At 68.5% G+C, this 16,471-nt stretch carries 18 protein-coding genes and 1 riboswitch; of the genes, 11 read left to right on the forward strand and 7 right to left on the reverse strand.

Annotated features, from left to right (window positions below; all coding sequences use genetic code 11):
- Positions 1-6: 6 nt before the first annotated feature.
- Positions 7-810, forward strand: a complete 804-nt coding sequence (locus AC3WQM_RS15405) for an ABC transporter permease (RefSeq protein ID WP_492679892.1) — start codon at positions 7-9, stop codon at positions 808-810.
- Here the strand turns inward: AC3WQM_RS15405 and AC3WQM_RS15410 are convergent, their stop codons facing one another.
- The 6 genes from AC3WQM_RS15410 to phaP form a co-directional block, all read right to left on the reverse strand.
- Positions 811-2,439 carry a peptide chain release factor 3 gene (locus AC3WQM_RS15410; protein WP_062482912.1) on the reverse strand — a complete coding sequence of 543 codons (1,629 nt, stop codon included), beginning with the start codon at positions 2,437-2,439 and terminating at the stop codon, positions 811-813. It lies immediately after the preceding gene.
- Positions 2,440-2,515: 76 nt separating this feature from the next.
- The gene (locus AC3WQM_RS15415; protein WP_307638094.1) at positions 2,516-3,109 is read right to left on the reverse strand and encodes a GNAT family N-acetyltransferase; all 594 of its coding nucleotides are present in this window, start codon (positions 3,107-3,109) and stop codon (positions 2,516-2,518) included.
- Between the two features lie 25 nt (positions 3,110-3,134).
- Positions 3,135-4,208, reverse strand: coding sequence for an alpha/beta fold hydrolase (locus tag AC3WQM_RS15420; protein ID WP_307584315.1), 1,074 nt, complete (start codon positions 4,206-4,208; stop codon positions 3,135-3,137).
- A complete protein-coding gene (locus tag AC3WQM_RS15425) occupies positions 4,205-4,648 on the reverse strand; it encodes a hypothetical protein (RefSeq protein ID WP_492679894.1) in 444 nt (147 codons plus the stop codon). The genes AC3WQM_RS15420 and AC3WQM_RS15425 overlap by 4 nt, the downstream gene beginning before the upstream one ends.
- A 43-nt stretch (positions 4,649-4,691) precedes the next feature.
- Positions 4,692-5,621, reverse strand: coding sequence for an alpha/beta fold hydrolase (locus tag AC3WQM_RS15430; RefSeq protein WP_095947938.1), 930 nt, complete (start codon positions 5,619-5,621; stop codon positions 4,692-4,694).
- Positions 5,622-5,643: 22 nt separating this feature from the next.
- Positions 5,644-6,141: a TIGR01841 family phasin gene (gene phaP / locus AC3WQM_RS15435; RefSeq protein WP_062482351.1), complete on the reverse strand. Its 498-nt coding sequence runs from the start codon at positions 6,139-6,141 to the stop codon at positions 5,644-5,646.
- 251 nt (positions 6,142-6,392) lie between these two features.
- Positions 6,393-6,461, forward strand: a riboswitch (S-adenosyl-L-homocysteine riboswitch).
- A gap of 65 nt (positions 6,462-6,526) precedes the next feature.
- Between phaP and ahcY the strand changes: the two genes are divergently transcribed.
- From ahcY to AC3WQM_RS15455, 4 genes are read left to right on the forward strand one after another with little or no spacing between them, the layout of a single operon-like run.
- On the forward strand, positions 6,527-7,966 hold the full coding sequence (gene ahcY, locus AC3WQM_RS15440) for an adenosylhomocysteinase (RefSeq protein ID WP_095947939.1): 1,440 nt from the start codon (positions 6,527-6,529) through the stop codon (positions 7,964-7,966).
- 5 nt (positions 7,967-7,971) lie between these two features.
- A complete protein-coding gene (locus tag AC3WQM_RS15445) occupies positions 7,972-8,805 on the forward strand; it encodes a TlyA family RNA methyltransferase (RefSeq protein ID WP_492679896.1) in 834 nt (277 codons plus the stop codon).
- A 10-nt stretch (positions 8,806-8,815) separates the two neighbouring features.
- Positions 8,816-9,640 carry a methylenetetrahydrofolate reductase [NAD(P)H] gene (gene metF, locus AC3WQM_RS15450; protein ID WP_492679898.1) on the forward strand — a complete coding sequence of 275 codons (825 nt, stop codon included), beginning with the start codon at positions 8,816-8,818 and terminating at the stop codon, positions 9,638-9,640.
- Between the two features lie 53 nt (positions 9,641-9,693).
- Entirely contained in the window at positions 9,694-10,326 is a 633-nt protein-coding gene (locus AC3WQM_RS15455) for a septal ring lytic transglycosylase RlpA family protein (protein ID WP_492679900.1), read from the forward strand.
- A gap of 10 nt (positions 10,327-10,336) precedes the next feature.
- Here AC3WQM_RS15455 and AC3WQM_RS15460 read toward each other — a convergent pair whose 3' ends face one another.
- Positions 10,337-11,296: a 23S rRNA (adenine(2030)-N(6))-methyltransferase RlmJ gene (locus tag AC3WQM_RS15460; RefSeq protein WP_159272803.1), complete on the reverse strand. Its 960-nt coding sequence runs from the start codon at positions 11,294-11,296 to the stop codon at positions 10,337-10,339.
- Positions 11,297-11,482: 186 nt separating this feature from the next.
- On the opposite strand from AC3WQM_RS15460, the gene AC3WQM_RS15465 reads away from it, so the two are divergent.
- The 6 genes from AC3WQM_RS15465 (at position 11,483) to mdtD (ending at position 16,466) form a co-directional block, all read left to right on the forward strand.
- The gene (locus tag AC3WQM_RS15465; protein WP_492679902.1) at positions 11,483-12,067 is read left to right on the forward strand and encodes a hypothetical protein; all 585 of its coding nucleotides are present in this window, start codon (positions 11,483-11,485) and stop codon (positions 12,065-12,067) included.
- Positions 12,064-13,332, forward strand: coding sequence for a S1C family serine protease (locus AC3WQM_RS15470; protein WP_492679904.1), 1,269 nt, complete (start codon positions 12,064-12,066; stop codon positions 13,330-13,332). Before AC3WQM_RS15465 ends, AC3WQM_RS15470 begins: the two co-directional genes overlap by 4 nt.
- A gap of 206 nt (positions 13,333-13,538) precedes the next feature.
- Positions 13,539-13,970: a 50S ribosomal protein L13 gene (gene rplM, locus AC3WQM_RS15475; protein ID WP_056577471.1), complete on the forward strand. Its 432-nt coding sequence runs from the start codon at positions 13,539-13,541 to the stop codon at positions 13,968-13,970.
- 12 nt (positions 13,971-13,982) lie between these two features.
- Positions 13,983-14,375 carry a 30S ribosomal protein S9 gene (gene rpsI / locus AC3WQM_RS15480; protein WP_062479216.1) on the forward strand — a complete coding sequence of 131 codons (393 nt, stop codon included), beginning with the start codon at positions 13,983-13,985 and terminating at the stop codon, positions 14,373-14,375.
- Positions 14,376-14,572: 197 nt separating this feature from the next.
- Positions 14,573-14,938, forward strand: coding sequence for an iron-sulfur cluster insertion protein ErpA (gene erpA, locus AC3WQM_RS15485; RefSeq protein ID WP_056577477.1), 366 nt, complete (start codon positions 14,573-14,575; stop codon positions 14,936-14,938).
- A 94-nt stretch (positions 14,939-15,032) separates the two neighbouring features.
- Positions 15,033-16,466: a multidrug transporter subunit MdtD gene (mdtD, locus tag AC3WQM_RS15490; RefSeq protein WP_492679906.1), complete on the forward strand. Its 1,434-nt coding sequence runs from the start codon at positions 15,033-15,035 to the stop codon at positions 16,464-16,466.
- The last annotated feature ends 5 nt before the right edge of the window (positions 16,467-16,471 follow it).

The following is a 16,471-nucleotide window of genomic DNA, read 5'->3' on the forward strand; positions in this document are numbered from 1 at the left end:
GCGCGCATGGGGTCGCTCTCTCTTTTCTTCCGCCTCATGGCTGCTTCGGTGAGCGGCCAGGCCAGGTACCCCGCGTCCGCACTGCTGCTGACCCTCGGCCAGTTCCTCGGCACAGGCATCGAGGTGGTCGCCGTCTGGGCACTGTTCCATCGCTTCGGCGAGGTGCAGGGCTGGGGCATCGGCGAGGTCGCGCTGTTCTATGGCCTCGTGAACTGCATGTTCGCCCTCGCCGACGCATTGGGCCGCGGCTTCGACGTGCTGGGCACCGAGTTCCTGCGCACCGGCACCTTCGACCGGTTGCTGCTGCGCCCGCGCCCGCTCGCGTTGCAGCTCATGGGCCACGACGTGCGCATCAGCCGCCTGGGCCGCCTGCTGCAGGGCCTGCTCGTGCTGGCCTTCGCGACCGTGCAGGCCGACATCGCATGGACCCCCAGCGCCGTGGCCATCGCCATGTTCGCCATGGCCGGCGGCATCGCGCTGTTCCTCGGCATCCTCGTGCTGCAGGGCACGCTGTCGTTCTGGACCGTCGAGAGCCTGGAGATCGCCAACGTGCTCACCTACGGCGGCGTGCAGGCGGCGCAGTACCCGCTGGCGCTCTATGCGCAGTGGTTCCGCCGCGTGCTGACCTTCATCGTGCCGCTGGCCTGCGTGGCGTACTACCCGGTGCTGGCGATCCTGGGCAAGCCCGATCCGCTGGGCGCGCCGGCCTGGGTCGGATGGGTGTCGCCGCTCGCGGGCTTCGTGTTCCTCGCGGCGGCGTTCGGTGCGTGGCGCCTCGGGCTGCGCCACTACACCTCGTCGGGCAGCTGATCAGCCGGCGCTCTGCAGCGCCAGGCCTGCGTGCTCGCGCAGCGGATGGAAGTGGATCTTCGGAAAGCGCTCCTGCGCCAGCCGCACGTCGTACGGCGAGGTGCACAGGAAGGCCAGCGTGTCGGCCGCATCCTTGGCCATGCGCACCGGGTAGGCGTGGACGAACTCGCGCAGCTCGGCCGGGGTGTCGGCCGTGATCCAGCGCGCGCCCGTGTACTGGCAGCCTTCGAGCCGCACGTCGGCGTCGTACTCGGCCTTCAGGCGGTGCTGCACCACTTCGAACTGCAGCTGGCCGACCGCGCCCAGGAGCATCGGGCCGCCGACCTCGGGGCGGAAGACCTGGATCGCGCCTTCCTCGCCCAGCTGGGCGAGGCCCTGCTGCAGCTGCTTGGTGCGCAGCGGGTTCTTCAGGATGACGGTCATGAACAGCTCGGGCGCGAAGAAGGGCAGCCCGGTGAACTGCAGGTTCGCGCCGTCGGTGATGGTGTCGCCCAGCTGCACGCCGCCGTGCGTGGTGAAGCCCACGATGTCGCCGGCGTAGGCCTCTTCCACCGCCTCGCGGCGCTGGCTCATGAAGGTCACGACGCTGGTCGGGCGCAGCTCCTTCGCGGTGCGCTGCACCTTCAGCTTCATGCCCGGCGTGTACTTGCCCGAGGCCATGCGCACGAAGGCGATGCGGTCGCGGTGGTTGGCGTCCATGTTGGCCTGCACCTTGAAGACCACGCCCGCGAAGTCCTTGTCCTCGGGCTGGATCTCTTTCACCACCGGCTGGCGGTTGACCAGCGTGGTGCTGGTGCGCGACTGCGGCGAGGGCGCCAGGTCGACCAGTGCGTCGAGCACTTCCATCACGCCGAAGTTGTTCACGCCGGAGCCGAAGAACACCGGCGTCTGCTTGCCCGCCAGGAAGGCCTCGCGGTCCCAGGTGGGCGAGGCGCCGGTGGCCAGTTCCATGCTTTCCATGGCGTGCTCGAAGTCGGCGCCGAAGCGCTTGACGAGCGTGTCGCGCTCGCTCAGCGGAATGGTCTCGAAGTCGTGCGGCAGCCGCTCGCTGCCCGACTCGAACACCGTCATCGCCTGCGTGCGCAGGTTCATGATGCCGCGGAAGCTCTTGCCCTGGCCCACGGGCCAGGTCATGGGCACGCAGGGCATGCCGAGTTCGCGCTCCACCTCGTCCAGGATGTCCAGCGGCTCGCGCACTTCGCGGTCCATCTTGTTGACGAAGGTGATGATGGGCGTGTCGCGCTGGCGGCAGACCTCGATCAGCCGGCGCGTCTGCGCTTCCACGCCGTTGGCCGCGTCGATCACCATCAGCGCCGAGTCGACGGCCGTGAGCACGCGGTAGGTGTCTTCCGAGAAGTCCTTGTGGCCGGGCGTGTCGAGCAGGTTGATCACGTGCTCGCGGTACACCATCTGCATCACCGACGAGGCCACCGAGATGCCGCGCTGCTTCTCGATTTCCATCCAGTCGGAGGTGGCGTGGCGCGAGGCCTTGCGCGCCTTCACCGAGCCGGCGATCTGGATCGCGCCCGAGAACAGCAGCAATTTTTCGGTCAGCGTGGTCTTGCCGGCGTCAGGGTGGGAAATGATCGCGAAGGTGCGACGGCGGCGGGTTTCGGCGAGAAAAGACAAGGTGGGCAATCTGCAGGGGAATCCCCCGATTTTAGGAGGCCGCCCCGCCAACCCCCTCAATCCCCCGCCGATGGGCCTAAAACGCCTCCGTCACCCCGTACGCCCGCATCTGCGCCTCGACCTGCGCCGCGTCCTGGCTCAGCACCACGAGGTCGTGCGCCTTGCCCTCGCGGTCCTTCACGTGGCGCGTGAGCAGGGCCTCGGGCCGGAAGCCCAGGGCCTGGAAGACGGCGATGGCGCCGCGCTGGTCGACGGTCATCTGGGCGACGATCTTTTCCTGCCCGTGGGCGAAGGCCAGCGCGCAGCCCTCCTGCGCCAGCTGCTGGCCCAGGCCGCCGCCGCGCAGCGTGGGCGACACCAGCACGCGCAGCTCGGCCACGTGGCCCGACCACGAGTGCGGGTCGCGGATGACGGCGGCGCAGCCCAGCACGGCGCCGTCGCGCACGGCGAGCACGCTGTCGATGTCGCCGCGCTCGATGGCGCGGACCCAGGCGGCCATCACCTTGGGCTCGGTGATGTCGCGCGGCAAAAAGAGCAGGTCGTGCGCCGGCAGCGCTTGCGCGAAGGCCAGCACGGCGGGCGCGTCGGCACCGGTCATGAGGCGCAGGGCGATGTCGCCGTCCGCGTGGGCGACGGTGCGCGGGTAGGTGCGGGAAGAAGAGGCGGTCATGAGCGTAGGGGGATGGTTGTGTTCGTCAGGTGGAGCGCACGCCCAGCCACTCGTCGAGCTTGGGCCACAGCCGCCGCACGGCGTTGGTGCCGGCCGCCAGGCTCACGTGGCCGCCCTTGAGCACCACCTCTTCCTTGTCGGTGGAGCCGATGCCGGCGATCAGCGGCTGGCCCGCCTCGTAGGGCACGATGTGGTCGTGCTGCGCCAGCGCGTGCAGCACCGGCACGGTGATGTTCTTCAGCAGCACCGGGCGCCCGCCGAGCACCAGCTCGCCCTTGTGCAGCTTGTTGTCCCACATGAGCTCCTTCACGGTCTGGCGGAAGTACTCGCCGGCCAACGGCAGCATCTCGGCGCCCCAGCGGTCGAACATGCGGTACGACTTGACGAACTCGTCGTTGGCCATGTTGTCCCACAGCTGCACCAGCCCGGCGCCGCGCCCGGCGGGGCGCAGCATGTCGAAGGAGGCGAACAGCATCTCGGGCGGCACGTTGCCCACGGTGTCGATGAGGCGGTCGACGTCGAAGTAGCGCCGGTCGGACCACGCATGAAAGAGCTTCATGCGGCTGAAGTCGATCGGCGTGGTGAAGAGCGCGAGGTTCTTCATCGGCCCGCCGGGGTGCAGCGCCGCGTACAGCGTGGAGAGCACGCCGCCCATGCAGTAGCCGGCGATGGTCACGTCTTCCTCGCCCGAGTCTTCCTGCACGCGGCGGATCGAATCGGGAATGAAGTCGAGCACGTAGTCTTCGATGCGCAGGCGCTTCTCGTCGGGGCGCGGTGCGTTCCAGTCCATCACGTAGACGTCGTAGCCCTTGAGCAGCAGGTACTCGACCATGCTCTGGCCCGGCGCGAGGTCGAAGATGTAGGCGCGGTTGGTGGTGGCCATCACCATGAGCACCGGCACGCGGTAGATCTCGTCGACCATCGGGCGGTAGTGGTACAGGCTCAGCGTGCCGCGCCGGTGGATCTCGTCCTTGGGCGTGAGGCCGACGGCCGGCGCGGTCGAGGTCAGGAAGTCCAGCCCCTTGATGTTGCGCTGGATCGTGCGCTCGATCTCGCCGCGGATGTCGGGCAGCTGGAAGGTGTCGGGCGGCGCGCTCATGGGCGGCGCTTTCCGGCGGGGCGTTTCTTGGGGGCTGCGGTCTTGGCTGCCGGTGCAGGCGCTGCCGCCGCCGTGGGCGGCTGCTTGGTGCGGCGCGGCCGGGGCGGGGCAGCAGCTGCATCGGCGGTTCGCGCGGCAGGCCCGGCCCCGCCTTCCAGCGCGCGCCGGATGCCCGCCAGGTGGTCGTCGATGCGGTGCAGTTGTTCGCCCAGCGCCTGCAGGTCGCCGCGCGTGGGCAGGTTCAGCAGCGTGAGGTAGCGCGCCATCAGGTCGCCCACTGCCTTCTGCGCGGTGAGCGAGGCGTTCATGCCGCCGTGCATGCCCTGGCGGAACGGGTCCGAGGCCATGGTTTCGTTGGCGAATTCGTTGGTGCTTTTTTCCCACTGGGCCGTGAGCTCGCGCCACAGGGCCATGGGATCGAGGGACGGAAACTGGCTCATCAAAACACCTCCGTCTGGGTTCGTTGTCGTGTCTGTTTTTTCTTCAGTGATCGTCGCGCCGCGCCGCCCGTGCGGTGTGCGCGGCGATGGCCTCGATGATCTGCGGCCACATTGCGATCGGCAGCGCATGGCCCATGCGCGGAATGCGCAGCAGCGTCGCGCCGGGAATGGCCTCGGCCACGTCGATGCCGCAGGCCACGGGCACCAGCGGATCGACGTCGCCGTGGATCACCAGCGTGGGCACCTGCACCGCGCGCAGCGCCGGCTTGCGGTTGCCCGACGCGAACACGGCCGCCAGCTGCCGCGCCACGCCGCCCGGGTTGAGGCCGCGCAGGAAGGCCAGCTGCGCGCGCTCGGCATCGCGCGCCTCATCGAGCGGAAAGGCGTCGGGCCCGCGCAGCACGCGCCACAGCTTGGCGTGGTGCGGCAGGTAGGCCTCGAAGCTCGTCGGCGCGGGCGCGAACAGCACCGCCAGCGCCTCGGGCGTGGGCGGCGGCAGGGCCGGGTCGCCGGTGCTCGACATGATGCTGGTGAGCGAGCGCATCCGGCCCGGGTGGTGGATGGCCATCTCCTGCCCGATGGCGCCGCCCATCGACGCGCCCACGACGTGGGCGCGCGCGATGCCCAGCGCGTCGAGCAGGCCGGCGCAGTCGTCGGCCATGTCGCGCAGCGTGTAGGGCACCTGCAGCGGGCGCCCGGCCATGGCCTGCAGCATCAGCGCCTGGATGTCGGGCACGCCGGCGTGCGGCAGGTGGGTGGAGTGGCCGATGTCGCGGTTGTCGAAGCGGATCACGTGGTGGCCGCCGGCCTGCGCCAGGGCGGCGCAGAACGCGTCGTCCCACGCGACCATCTGGGCGCCGAGGCCCATGACCAGCAACAGCGGCGGCGCCTCGGGGTCGCCGAAGCTGTCCCAGGCCAGTTCGATGCCGTTGGCGCGGGTGCGCCGTTCGGTGCGGGGCGCGACGGCGGTCATGCGGGCCTTTCTTTGCTTCTTGTTACTTGCGCTGCAGCAGCTTCGTGACTTCGTCCACGTTGGCCTGGATGCGCTGGCGCACCACGTCGAAGGCGTCGGCCTGCGATTTGGCGGCCAGGGTGGCCAGTTCCTTGATGTCGTCGACGGCGCGCTGGAACGACTGGCGGCCCAGCTCGTCGAGCTTGGCCAGGTTTTCCTTCGGGTCCTTGCCCGGCATCGCCTTGGCGGCGGTCTGCCATTCGGCAATGGCCGTCTTGATCATCTCGGTCTGTCGCTGCACCACGGTCTGCAGGCCCTGGTAGGACTTCTCGTTGGCCTGCATCAGTGCCTGCAGGTCCTTGCGGCCGCTGTCGAGCAGCTTGCCGGCGCCGCCGGTGAGGTTCAGGTTCTGCAGGCGCTCGGCCATGCCCTTGAGGTTCTTCATCGGATCGAGCATGTCCGCGGCGGACGGCGCCGCCTGCTTCGCGCCGGCGCTGCTGGCGGTGGTTTTTTTCGCGGCGGCTTTCTTGGCAGTGGCCATGGTGCGGAATCTCCTGTGTCGGGTGATGAAAACAATCGAACGGGTGGATGCAGGCAGCGGCCGGGCGGCCGGGGCCCGCCGCCACGATACGCCGGGCCGGCGCGGCTCAGGGCGCTCCAAGCGCGGATTTGCCTGCGGAGTTTCCCGGGGTGGCCCGCGCCGTCCGGCCCGGCCTGGCGGGCGCCGGCGCTTTCCGTGATGTGGGATGCCCCGGTCGATTGGCGGGCCGGGCGGGCGCGACTACAATCCGGCGCTCCGAGGAGCGTTGCAGCGCCGTCAGGCGTGAGGCTCGGACCACATCGCAACCACGCTCACCCGCTGTTCTCGCGGTGAGTTTTTCTTCCCCGTACGCAGTGGCATCTTTCAAACCAGTTTTGGAGTTCTCATGAGCGCTGTACTCAAGCCCACCCCCGTCTCGACCGCCGACCAGGCGATTGCCGACCTGTCCCTTGCCGCCTGGGGCCGCAAGGAAATCAAGATCGCCGAAACCGAGATGCCCGGCCTGATGGCCATCCGTGAAGAGTTCTCGAAGGGCCAGGCCCTGAAGGGCGCGCGCATCACGGGCTCGCTGCACATGACCATCCAGACGGCCGTGCTCATCGAGACGCTGCAAGCCCTGGGCGCCGAAGTGCGCTGGGCCTCGTGCAACATCTTCTCGACGCAGGACCACGCCGCCGCCGCCATCGCCGCCGCCGGCACGCCGGTGTTCGCCATCAAGGGCGAGTCGCTGAAGGACTACTGGGACTACACCCACGCCATCTTCGACTTCGGTCCCAAGGGCTCGAAGGGCGAAGGCCCGAACATGATCCTGGACGACGGCGGCGACGCCACGCTGCTCATGCACCTGGGCCAGCGCGCTGAAAAAGACCTGGGCGTGCTCGCCAACCCGACCAGCGAAGAAGAGCGCATTCTGTACGCCGCCATCAAGGCCAAGCTGGCCGTGGACGACACCTGGTACACCCGCAAGTCGGCCGAGATCATCGGCGTGACCGAAGAGACCACCACCGGCGTGCACCGCCTGAACGAGATGAGCGCCAAGGGCACGCTGCTGTTCCGCGCCATCAACGTGAACGACTCGGTCACCAAGAGCAAGTTCGACAACCTGTACGGCTGCCGCGAATCGCTGGTCGACGGCATCAAGCGCGCGACCGACGTGATGATCGCCGGCAAGGTGGCCTGCGTGGCCGGCTACGGCGACGTGGGCAAGGGCTCGGCCCAGGCCCTGCGCGCCCTGAGCGCCCAGGTGTGGGTCACCGAAATCGACCCGATCAACGCCCTGCAGGCCGCGATGGAAGGCTACAAGGTCGTGACCATGGAGTACGCCGCCGACAAGGCCGACATCTTCGTGACCACCACCGGCAACAAGGACGTCATCACGCACGACACCATGGTCAAGATGAAGGACCAGGCCATCGTCTGCAACATCGGCCACTTCGACAACGAGATCGACGTCGCGTCGATCGAGAAGTACGAATGGGAAGAGATCAAGCCGCAGGTGGACCACATCACCTTCCCGGACGGCAAGAAGATCATCCTGCTGGCCAAGGGCCGCCTCGTGAACCTGGGCTGCGGCACGGGCCACCCGAGCTTCGTGATGTCGTCGTCGTTCGCCAACCAGACCATTGCCCAGATCGAGCTGTTCACCAAGCCTGATGCGTATCAAGCCGGCAAGGTCTACGTCCTGCCCAAGCACCTGGACGAGAAGGTCGCGCGCCTGCACCTGAAGAAGGTCGGCGCCATGCTCACCGAGCTGACCGACGCCCAGGCCGCCTACATCGGCGTGAGCAAGAACGGCCCTTACAAGCCGGACACCTACCGTTATTGATCCGCGTGCGCGCCGATCAACTGTTGGTAGAACGCGGTATGGCCGCGTCGCGTTCGCAAGCCGTCCGGCTCATCGCCGGCGGCATGCGCTGGCGTGACGCGGGCACGAGCGACGCGTGGCGCAATGTCGTCAAGAACAAGGACGAAGTGCCCGAGTCGGCCGAGCTCGAGCTCGCCGACGCCGCCGAGGCACGCTACGTGTCGCGCGGCGGCCTCAAGCTCGAAGGTGCGCTGAAAGCCAGCGGCGTGGACCCGACGGGCAGGCTCTGCCTGGACGTCGGCCAGTCGACCGGCGGTTTCACCGACTGCTTGTTGCAGCACGGTGCCGCCAAGGTGGTGGGCATCGATGTGGGCCACGGGCAGCTGCATCCGCGCATGCGCGAGGACGAACGCGTGGTCGCCATCGAAGGCGTCAATGCGCGGGCGTTGTCGCCGGCCGATCTGCAGGTGGACGATGAAGAAGGCGCAGAAACTGGCGAGGCGGTCGAAGTTGTCGAAGCCCCGCCTGAACCCCGCTTCGACCTCATCGTCGGCGACCTGTCGTTCATCTCGCTCACGCTGGTACTGCCGGCCGTGGTGCAGTTCCTGGCCGACGACGGCCAGTTGCTGATGCTGGTCAAGCCGCAGTTCGAGTTGCAGCCCGGCCAGGTCGGCAAGGGTGGCATCGTGCGCGACGAGGCGATGTACCCTGTGGTCGAGAAGCGCCTGCACGACGCCTGCGCGGCGCTCGGGCTGAAGGTGCTGCGCTGGTTCGACAGCCCGATCGCCGGGGGCGACGGCAACCGCGAGTTTTTCATTCACGCCGTTCGTGCTGCTGCCAAGGCGGGCGACGGTTCCTAAGGAGACGCAGGTGCGCCTTCCGCTGAGTTTCGAATTCTTCCCGACCAAGACGCCCGAAGGCGCGGTCAAGCTGCGCGCCGTGCGCCAGCAGCTGTATGTGCGCAAGCCGCAGTTCTGCTCGGTCACCTACGGCGCGGGCGGCTCCACGCACCAGGGCACCTTCGGTGCGGTGCAAGAGATCCTGGCCGAGGGCGTGGACGCCGCCAGCCACTTCTCGTGCATCGGCGCCACGCGCGCCACTGTGCGCGAGCAGCTGGCCGAGCTGAAGGCCATCGGCGTGAAGCGCCTCGTGGCGCTGCGCGGCGACCTGCCCAGCGGCTACGGCATCGGTGGCGAGTTCCAGTACGCGAGCGACCTCGTCGCCTTCATCCGCGAAGAGACCGGCCGCGACTTCCACATCGAGGTGGCCTGCTACCCCGAAATTCACCCGCAGGCGCGCTCGCCCGAAGCCGACCTGCAGGCCTTCGAGACCAAGGTGAAGGCGGGGGCCGACTCGGCCATCACGCAGTATTTCTTCAGCCCCGAGGCCTACTTCCGCTTCGTCGACGACGCGCGCAAGCTGGGGCTCGACACGCCGATCGTGCCGGGCATCATGCCCATCACGAGCTCGACGCAGCTCATGCGTTTCTCGGACGCCTGCGGCGCCGAGATTCCGCGCTGGATTCGCCTGCGCCTGCAGGGCTTCGGCGACGACACGGCCTCGATCAAGGCCTTCGGCCTGGACGTGGTGACCGACCTGTGCGAGCGCCTGCAAAAGGGCGGCGCACCCGCGATCCACTTCTACACGATGAACCAGTCGGCGGCCACGCTGGCGATCCTGGAGCGCCTGGATTGAGAGGGCTGCGCGCGGTCGCCGTCGCGGTCTCCTGCGTGCTCGCAGGGTGCACCATGCCGCCTGCCACGCAGGAGAAAGACGCGGACACCGCCGCCGTGCCGGCGGCGTCCGGCAAGCGGCTGCAGCCGCTGGGACGCGGCCTGGCCGTGCCGCCCGGCGCCGCCCCGCGCTCGGCCGTGCCGTCGGTGCGCTACGACCTCGCGGTGTCCGGCACCGGCGAGGCGCTGGACGACGGCGTGCCTGGTGATGAGCCGCGCGAGATCTTCGAGCGCGGCGGGGCCTCGTGGTACGGCATCCAGTTCCATCAGCGCAAGACCGCCAACGGCGAGCGCTTCGACATGGGCGCCATGACGGCGGCCCACAAGACGCTGCCCTTCAACACGCGCGTGTGCGTGCGCAGCCTGGTCAATGGCAGCGAGGTGCTGGTGCGCGTCAACGACCGCGGGCCCTTCACGCCGGGCCGCATCATCGACCTGAGCCGCGCCGCGGCCGACCGCATCGGCCTCACGGGGCTGGGCATCAAGCAGGTGGCGCTGTCGGTCATCGACCGCGAAGGCATGCGCTGCGGCGGCGAGGCCGTGGCCGCGGGCGACCTGCAGGCTGCGCCGGAAGCGCCGACGTCGCGCGTGCGTGCGCCGGCCCCTGCGCGCAAGCGGGCGGTCGTGCCGCCGCGCAAGCGCCGCTGAGCGGCCGGCCTCAGCCGCCGCTCTCGAGCGAGTAGGCGGCGTTGCGGTCTTGCGCCAGGCGCTCGGCCAGCTGGGGCAGTGCCTCGGCCAGTTGCGCCTTCAGCGTGTAGGGCGGGTTGATCAGGAACATCCCGCTCGCCGGCAGGCCCGGACGCTGCGTTTCGCCCGAGGCGGCGTCCTTCGTGATCTTGCTCGACTTGACGGTCAGCGTGGCGTGCAGCCACGACTTGCCGGCCTTGGTCGCCATCGTCTTCAGGCGGCGCGGCAGGTCGTGCGCCTCGGGGCGCGGAATGATCGGGTACCAGACGGCATACGTGCCCGTGGCGAAGCGCTTGAGCGCCTCGGCCGCGAAGTCGAGCACGCGGCCGTAGTCGGTCTTCATTTCGTAACTCGGGTCCATCAGCACCAGCGCGCGGCGCGAGGGCGGCGGCAGGAACTTGGTGGCGCTGCCGAAGCCGTCTTCGGTCAACACGGCGATCTGCCGGCCGGCTTCGAGCTGCGCGATGTTGGCGCCGAGCGTGCGCGAATCGGTCGGGTGCAGCTCGAACAGCTTGAGCTTGTCGTGGTCGCGCAGCAGGTGCTGCACGATGAACGGCGAGCCGGGGTAGACGCGGGCGCCGCCCTTGGGGTTGAAGTCGTGGATCACGCTGAGGTAGCGGGCGATGGCTTCGGCGACCGGCTTTTCCTCGGCGGGGGCTGCCGCTTTCTTGCCAGCCGTTTTCGCGGCTGGCGCGGGCGTTTCGGCCGCTTTTGTCGGCGCGGGGAAGAAGCGCAGCACGCCGTCGGCCGCTTCGCCGCTGGTGCCGGCGTAGTCGCCGTCGAGCCGGTACAGGCCGGCGCCTGCGTGGGTGTCGACGACGGTCAGCGCGGCGTCTTTTTCAAGCAGGTGGTCGAGGGTGGCAATCAGGACCGTGTGCTTGAGCACGTCGGCGTGGTTGCCGGCATGGAACGCGTGGCGGTAACTGAACATGGAATGAGGCCTGAAAAAGTGAAAAGGGGAGCGCTAGACTCGCGCGGCGCTACATTGATTTACAAAACACAACGAGGGGCAGCAATGCGAGGAGCCGGATGGCGATTTTGGGGCCTGTGCGTCGGCGCGGGCGTTTTGTCTATTTTGACGGGCTGCGCCTCGGTCACCCACGGGACGACCCAGAACGTGAAGATCGAGACCCTTTCGCCCGAGGGCAAGGTGGTCGACGGCGCCCGCTGCAGGGTTTCGAACGATCGCAATGATGCGGTGGTGCGCTCCGGCCTGACCCTGCCGGTGCGGCGCTCGGGCGAGAACCTGAGCATCGAATGCACCCAGGTCGGCCAGCCGCCGGCGCGCGGCCAGGCGATTTCGCGCGCCAACGTGGGCCTGGTCGGCAACGTGATGATCGGCGGCCTGATCGGCGTGGCGATCGACACCGGCACCGGGGCGGGCTTCAACTACCCGAGCTGGATCCGGCTGATCTTCGGCGAGGTGCGCAGTTTCGACCGCAGCGCGCAGACCGGCGACGAGGCGACGGTCGGCATGAAGATCGGCACGACCGAGATGGCAGCCGCGCCGGCGCCGAAGACCGCCGCAGCCCCTGTGCCTGCGCCCGCGCCGGCCGTGGTGGCGCCTCCTCCACCTCCTTCTCCTCCCGTGGCGGTCGCACCGGCCGCTCCAGTGCGCCCCGCGCCTGCAGCACCGTCCGCCGCGCCCGACGCCCGGGTCTCGATGGACGACCTGCGCGGCCTGCTGCCTGCCAAGCCGTGAAGCCGGTCTGGACGAACCCCGCGCCGTGGCTGTGTGCCGCAGGCGCCTTGCTGGCCGCCGGCCAGGCCGCCGCGCTGGAGCCCGACGCCCTGTTCGCCAAGCTGACGGGCAGCGTCTGGGCCGTGCGCACCTTCGACGCGCAGGAGCGCCCGCTGCGCGCCGGCAGCGCCGTGGTGATCGCGCCCGGCCGCCTCGTCACCAACTGCCACGTGCTCGCCAAGGCCAGCAATTTCGTGGTCAAGCGCGACAACGTCACCTACGGCGCCACGCTCGAATACCCGGACCCGGGGCGTGACCTGTGCCAGATCAAGGTCGCCAACTTCACGGCGCCACCGGTGGCGCTGGCGTCTGCTGGCACCGCGCGGGTGGGGCAGCGCGTGTACGCCATCGGCAACCCGCGCGGGCTGGAAAACACCCTGAGCGAAGGCCTGCTGTCGGGCCTGCGCGGTGGCGACGGCGAGGCGCGGCTGCTGCAGACCACGGCCGCCATCGCCCCCGGGTCGAGTGGCGGCGGGCTGTTCGACAGCGACGGCCGCCTGCTGGGCATCACCACCTTCGCCGCCCGCGACGGCGGCAACCTGAACTTCGCCATGCCGGCCGAGTTCCTGGCGGAACTGCCGGCCCGCGCCCAGGCGCAACTGGCGGCGCGGGCCCGGGAACCTGCGGGCGCTGCCGCCCGCCGGGTGGCCGACGCCGGTGGGGCGGGCATCCCGCTGACCGAGCCGCTGCGCGCCGGCGACGCGCTCGAGTACCTGCGCACCGACCGGCTGACGGGCAACCGGGTGCCGGTGATCTACCGGGTCGACCGGGTCAGCGGCGACGAGGTGTCCTTCAATGCCGGCAGCCGGATCGAGAAGGCCAACGGGCAGCTGGTGTCCGTCACGTCGCCGATCGGCGGCCTGTTCGACAGCGCGTCGCCGCCGGGTGGCTGGGCGCCGAAGGACGACATCCAGCCCGGCATGCGCTGGCACCTCGACTATGTGACGACCACCGACGATCGGCTGCGACATGAACTCAACGCCTCGGTGGGCGCTGAACACACGACGCGCGTGGACGGTGTGGACGTCAACGTGATGCGCATCAGCTACGACGGCTGGATCTACGCCTCCTATGGCACGGGCGCCTCGCCCGTGGGTACGCCGCTCAACGTGGCCGTCCTGTACAGCCCCGAACTGAAGCGGATCGTCAGATTCGAGGCCACGTACCGGCGCGCCTATGCCAGCGTGACCAACGAGATCCTGGAACTCGTCCGCATCCAGCGCTGAGGCCCCCGGAAGCCCGGAAATTGGCCGTTTGGCCATTTCTTCATATAATCGCGGGCTTCGCAGCGTTTTTGTAGCCCCGCGGCGAAGGCATGTTCACCTGCTCATCACTGGGCGGGCAGGCATGAAAACCCACCTAAGAGATTCCCAGCAGAGGAACGCCGACCGTGGAAAAGGGCTCGCCAAACCCTCTTTCAAGAGAAAAACTCATGACCAAAACGTTCAGCGCCAAGCCCGCTGACGTGACGCACGAGTGGTTTGTGATTGACGCGACCGACAAGGTCCTCGGACGAGTAGCCAGCGAAGTTGCTCTCCGTTTGCGCGGCAAACACAAGGCCATTTACACGCCTCACGTCGATACCGGTGACTACATCGTCATCATCAACGCCGCGCAACTGCGCGTCACCGGCGCCAAGTCGATCGACAAGGTGTACTACCGTCACTCGGGCTACCCGGGCGGTATCACGGCGACGAACTTCCGCGACATGCAGAACAAGTTCCCGGGCCGTGCCCTGGAAAAGGCTGTCAAGGGCATGCTGCCCAAGGGCCCGCTTGGTTACGCGATGATCAAGAAACTCAAGGTGTACGGTGGTGCTGAGCACCCGCATACCGCCCAACAGCCCAAAGTGCTGGAACTGTAAGGAGCCTTGAGAATGATTGGTGAATGGAACAATGGCACCGGCCGTCGCAAATCCAGCGTCGCCCGTGTGTTTCTGAAAAAAGGCACCGGCAAGATCACGGTCAACGGCAAGGACATCCAAGCGTTCTTCGGCCGTGAAACCTCGATCATGATCGCCAAGCAGCCCCTGGCGCTGACCAACAACCTCGAAGCTTTCGACGTGATGGTCAACGTGAACGGCGGCGGCGAATCGGGTCAAGCCGGCGCCACGCGCCACGGCATCACCCGTGCCCTGATCGACTACGACGCTTCGCTGAAGCCCGTCCTGAGCCAAGCCGGCTTCGTGACGCGTGACGCACGTGAAGTCGAGCGTAAGAAGGTCGGTCTGCACTCCGCCCGTCGCCGCAAGCAGTTCAGCAAGCGCTGATCCCCTGCGCGTTGCGAGACAAGAAGCCGCCCTCGGGCGGCTTTTTCGTGGCCGCGTCCCCCGGGTGCTCTTGGCGGATGCGGCGCCCGACCCCACTTGCGATGGGTGCTCGCCACAGTCGGCCTGCCGAAAATGCGGCATTGCAGTAGCATCCGTCCCATTGGCCGCTCAAGCGGCCCCCCAAGGAGTTTCACCCCATGAGCGCTGTTGCCGAAAACATCCAGACCCAGATGCCCGAGCCGATCGTCTTCACCGACAGCGCGGCCGCCAAGGTCGCCGACCTGATCGCCGAAGAGGGCAATCCCGACCTGAAGCTGCGCGTGTTCGTGCAGGGCGGCGGGTGCTCGGGCTTCCAGTACGGTTTCACCTTCGACGAGATCACCAACGAAGACGACACCACCATGACCAAGAACGGTGTGTCGCTGCTGATCGACGCCATGAGCTACCAGTACCTGCTCGGCGCCGAGATCGACTACAAGGAAGACCTGCAGGGCGCCCAGTTCGTCATCAAGAACCCGAACGCCACCAGCACCTGCGGCTGCGGTTCCAGCTTCTCGGCCTGATGCCTGGATGCTGCTGACCAGCCCCCTCGAAAAAGCCGCCTCCGGGCGGCTTTTTGCTGCCTGTCGTTTTTCCTTCTGAATCCGCGCCTTCCCGATGAGCCCCGAAACCGCCGTCCCCGTCGATCCCTCCCGCAAGAGCCTGCTCTGGCTCGTGGCCGTGGGCTTCTTCATGCAGACGCTGGACGCGACCATCATCAACACGGCGCTGCCCGCGATGGCCGCCAGCCTGGGCGAGAGCCCGCTGCGCATGCAGTCGGTGGTGGTGGCCTACGCGCTCACCATGGCGATGCTGATCCCGGCCTCGGGCTGGATCGCCGACCGCTTCGGCACGCGGCGCATCTTCTTCTGCGCCATCGTGCTGTTCGCGGCCGGCTCGGTGCTGTGCGCGCTCTCGCAGGGGCTGGGGCAGCTCGTGGCGGCGCGGGTGGTGCAGGGCCTGGGCGGGGCGCTGCTGCTGCCTGTGGGGCGCCTGGCGCTGCTGCGCACGGTGCCGCGCGGCGAGTTCCTGCAGGCGATGAGCTTCGTGGCCATTCCGGGGCTCATCGGGCCGCTGCTGGGGCCCACGCTGGGTGGCTGGCTGGTGCAGTACGCCTCCTGGCACTGGATCTTCCTGATCAACGTGCCGGTGGGGCTGGCGGGCTGCATCGCCACGCTGCGCTACATGCCCGACCTGCGCGGTGCGATCCAGAAGCGCTTCGACAGCGTGGGCTATGGGCTGCTGGCCTTCGGCATGGTGGCGATCTCGCTGGCGGTCGACGGCGTGTCGGGGCTCGGGCTGCGCCAGGGCGGGGTGATGGCGGTGTTGATCTTCGGCTTCGCCAGCGTGGTCGCCTACTGGCTGCGCGCGGCGCGCACGCCCGAGCCGCTGTTCTCGCCCGCGCTGTTCGGCATCCCGACGCTGAGCATCGGCCTGCTGGGCAACCTGTTCTCGCGCCTGGGCAGCAGCTGCATGCCCTTCCTGGTGCCGCTGCTGCTGCAGGTGTCGATGGGCTATTCGCCGGTGCGCGCCGGGCTGATGATGCTGCCGGTGGCGCTGGCCGGCATGGCGATGAAGCGCTTCGCCACGCCGCTGATCACGCGCCACGGCTACCGCCGCGTGCTGGTGGCCAACACGGTGCTGGTCGGCTGCACCATGGCCAGCTTCGGCCTCACGGCGCCGGGGCAGCCGGTGGCGCTGCATCTGTTGCAGCTGCTGGTGTTCGGCGCGGTCAACTCGCTGCAGTTCACGGCCATGAACACCATCACCCTGAAGGACCTCGACGGCGGCATGGCCAGCAGCGGCAACAGCCTGCTGTCGATGGTGCAGATGCTGGCGATGAGCCTGGGCGTGGCCGCGGCCGGCGCGGTGCTGGCGGGCTACAACGGCGTTTTCGGTACCACGACGGCGGTGCAGACGCTCGATGCGTTCCAGGCCACGTTCGCGACCATGGGGCTCATCACGGTGGCTTCTGCGTTGATCTTCTGGCATTTGCCCGCGGAAGTGCGGGCGGCGCAGCCTGCGCAGCCGGAAGTCTCCGGCCAGGGCTGACGCAA

The organism is Variovorax sp. FW301-JW7 (genome assembly GCF_058788795.1).

What these genes read in the sequence shown, in the direction of transcription:
- mdtD (WP_492679906.1), top strand. Translation starts at nt 15,033, where the DNA reads ATGAGCCCCGAAACCGCCGTCCCCGTCGATCCCTCCCGCAAGAGCCTG.
- AC3WQM_RS15455 (WP_492679900.1), top strand. Translation starts at nt 9,694, where the DNA reads ATGCCGCCTGCCACGCAGGAGAAAGACGCGGACACCGCCGCCGTGCCG.
- erpA (WP_056577477.1), top strand. Translation starts at nt 14,573, where the DNA reads ATGAGCGCTGTTGCCGAAAACATCCAGACCCAGATGCCCGAGCCGATC.
- AC3WQM_RS15430 (WP_095947938.1), bottom strand. Translation starts at nt 5,621, where the DNA reads ATGACCGCCGTCGCGCCCCGCACCGAACGGCGCACCCGCGCCAACGGC.
- AC3WQM_RS15460 (WP_159272803.1), bottom strand. Translation starts at nt 11,296, where the DNA reads ATGTTCAGTTACCGCCACGCGTTCCATGCCGGCAACCACGCCGACGTG.
- phaP (WP_062482351.1), bottom strand. Translation starts at nt 6,141, where the DNA reads ATGGCCACTGCCAAGAAAGCCGCCGCGAAAAAAACCACCGCCAGCAGC.
- AC3WQM_RS15425 (WP_492679894.1), bottom strand. Translation starts at nt 4,648, where the DNA reads ATGAGCCAGTTTCCGTCCCTCGATCCCATGGCCCTGTGGCGCGAGCTC.
- AC3WQM_RS15420 (WP_307584315.1), bottom strand. Translation starts at nt 4,208, where the DNA reads ATGAGCGCGCCGCCCGACACCTTCCAGCTGCCCGACATCCGCGGCGAG.
- AC3WQM_RS15415 (WP_307638094.1), bottom strand. Translation starts at nt 3,109, where the DNA reads ATGACCGCCTCTTCTTCCCGCACCTACCCGCGCACCGTCGCCCACGCG.
- rpsI (WP_062479216.1), top strand. Translation starts at nt 13,983, where the DNA reads ATGATTGGTGAATGGAACAATGGCACCGGCCGTCGCAAATCCAGCGTC.
- ahcY (WP_095947939.1), top strand. Translation starts at nt 6,527, where the DNA reads ATGAGCGCTGTACTCAAGCCCACCCCCGTCTCGACCGCCGACCAGGCG.
- AC3WQM_RS15405 (WP_492679892.1), top strand. Translation starts at nt 7, where the DNA reads ATGGGGTCGCTCTCTCTTTTCTTCCGCCTCATGGCTGCTTCGGTGAGC.
- rplM (WP_056577471.1), top strand. Translation starts at nt 13,539, where the DNA reads ATGACCAAAACGTTCAGCGCCAAGCCCGCTGACGTGACGCACGAGTGG.